At 50.5% G+C, this 2805-nt stretch carries 1 rRNA gene; it reads left to right on the top strand.

Annotation, left to right across the window (positions count from 1 at the left end):
• Nucleotides 1–39 precede the first annotated feature (39 nt).
• A 23S ribosomal RNA gene (locus WA381_RS20835) occupies nt 40–2805 on the top strand; the annotation flags it as partial.

Below are 2805 nucleotides of genomic sequence, written 5' to 3' on the forward strand. Positions count from 1 at the left end.
TAACTTAGACAGAAGTCAAAAGGCTGTTTGGGGTTGTATGGTTAAGTGACGAAGCGTATACGGTGGATGCCTTGGCAGTTAGAGGCGATGAAGGACGTGTAAGTCTGCGAAAAGCTGTGGTGAGCCGACAAAATGCATTTGAGCCACAGATGTCCGAATGGGGAAACCCACCTATTTATAGGTATCGTTAACTGAATACATAGGTTAACGAGGCAAACGAGGGGAACTGAAACATCTAAGTACCCTTAGGAAAAGAAATCAACCGAGATTCCCCTAGTAGCGGCGAGCGAACGGGGAGCAGCCCTTAAGCTGTTTAGAATTTAGTGGAATCCTTTGGGAAGAGGAGCGATACAAGGTGATAGCCCTGTACACGACGGATTCTTTACAGTGAAATCGAGTAGGTCGGGACACGTGTTATCTTGACTGAATATGGGGGGACCATCCTCCAAGGCTAAATACTCCTAACTGACCGATAGTGAACCAGTACCGTGAGGGAAAGGCGAAAAGAACCCCTGTGAGGGGAGTGAAATAGAACCTGAAACCGTATACGTACAAGCAGTGGGAGCCCTTCGGGGTGACTGCGTACCTTTTGTATAATGGGTCAGCGACTTATATTTAGTAGCAAGGTTAAGTGAATAACGGAGCCGTAGCGAAAGCGAGTGTTAACTGCGCGTTTAGTTGCTAGGTATAGACCCGAAACCCGGTGATCTAGCCATGAGCAGGTTGAAGGTTGAGTAACATCAACTGGAGGACCGAACCCACTAACGTTGAAAAGTTAGGGGATGACTTGTGGCTGGGGGTGAAAGGCCAATCAAACCGGGAGATAGCTGGTTCTCCCCGAAATCTATTTAGGTAGAGCCTCGGACGAATTCCATTGGGGGTAGAGCACTGTTAAGGCTAGGGGGTCATCCCGACTTACCAACCCTTTGCAAACTCCGAATACCAATGAGAACTATCCGGGAGACACACGGCGGGTGCTAACGTCCGTCGTGGAGAGGGAAACAACCCAGACCGCCAGCTAAGGTCCCAAAATATTGCTAAGTGGGAAACGATGTGGGAAGGCATAGACAGCTAGGAGGTTGGCTTAGAAGCAGCCACCCTTTAAAGAAAGCGTAATAGCTCACTAGTCGAGTCGGCCTGCGCGGAAGATGTAACGGGGCTAAGCAATATACCGAAGCTGCGGCAGCACGTTTACTTGCTGGGTAGGGGAGCGTTGTGTAAGTGGATGAAGGTGAGTTGTAAAGCTTGCTGGACATATCACAAGTGCGAATGCTGACATGAGTAACGATAATGGGAGTGAAAAACTCCCACGCCGGAAGACCAAGGTTTCCTGTCCCATGCTAATCAGGGCAGGGTAAGTCGGCCCCTAAGGCGAGGCAGAAATGCGTAGTCGATGGGAAACGGGTTAATATTCCCGTACTTATATAATCAGTGATGGAGGGACGGAGAAGGCTAGGCAAGCTTGGCGTTGGTTGTCCAAGTGAAAGTGAGTAGGCTGAAGACTTAGGTAAATCCGGGTTTTCAAGGCCGAGACACGAGACGAGCTCCCAAGGGAGTGAAGTTGTTGATGCCCTGCTTCCAGGAAAAGCTTCTAAACTTATGATTATATGAACCGTACCCCAAACCGACACAGGTGGTCAGGTAGAGAATACTAAGGCGCTTGAGAGAACTCGGGTGAAGGAACTCGGCAAAATTGTACCGTAACTTCGGGAGAAGGTACGCCTCTGTTTGTGAACACTTCGCGTGGTAAGCAAATGGAGGCCGCAGTGACCAGGTGGCTGGGACTGTTTATTAAAAACACAGCACTCTGCAAACTCGTAAGAGGACGTATAGGGTGTGACACCTGCCCGGTGCCGGAAGGTTAATTGATGGGGTTAGTTTTCGGACGAAGCTCTTGATCGAAGCCCCGGTAAACGGCGGCCGTAACTATAACGGTCCTAAGGTAGCGAAATTCCTTGTCGGGTAAGTTCCGACCTGCACGAATGGTGTAACCATGGCCACGCTGTCTCCACCCGAGACTCAGTGAAATTGAAATCGCAGTGAAGATGCTGTGTACCCGCACCTAGACGGAAAGACCCCGTGAACCTTTACTACAGCTTGGCACTGAACATTGAACCTACATGTGTAGGATAGGTGGGAGGCTTTGAAGCACAGTCGCTAGATTGTGTGGAGCCGTCCTTGAAATACCACCCTTGTATGTTTGATGTTCTAACATTGTTCCCTTATCGGGAATGTGGACAGTGTCTGGTGGGTAGTTTGACTGGGGCGGTCTCCTCCCAAATAGTAACGGAGGAGCACGAAGGTTAGCTAATCACGGTCGGACATCGTGAGGTTAGTGCAATGGCATAAGCTAGCTTAACTGCGAGACAGACACGTCGAGCAGGTACGAAAGTAGGTCATAGTGATCCGGTGGTTCTGTATGGAAGGGCCATCGCTCAACGGATAAAAGGTACTCCGGGGATAACAGGCTGATACCGCCCAAGAGTTCATATCGACGGCGGTGTTTGGCACCTCGATGTCGGCTCATCACATCCTGGGGCTGAAGTCGGTCCCAAGGGTATGGCTGTTCGCCATTTAAAGTGGTACGCGAGCTGGGTTTAGAACGTCGTGAGACAGTTCGGTCCCTATCTGGTGTGGGCGTTGGATGATTGATGGGAGCTGCTCCTAGTACGAGAGGACCGGAGTGGACGAACCGCTGGTGTTCGGGTTGTCATGCCAATGGCATTGCCCGGTAGCTATGTTCGGAACGGATAACCGCTGAAAGCATCTAAGCGGGAAGCCGGCCCAAAGATGAGTCATCCCTGA

This window comes from Alteromonas sp. CH_MED4-4, from assembly GCF_037029575.1.
Taxonomy (GTDB): Bacteria; Pseudomonadota; Gammaproteobacteria; order Enterobacterales; family Alteromonadaceae; genus Alteromonas; species Alteromonas macleodii.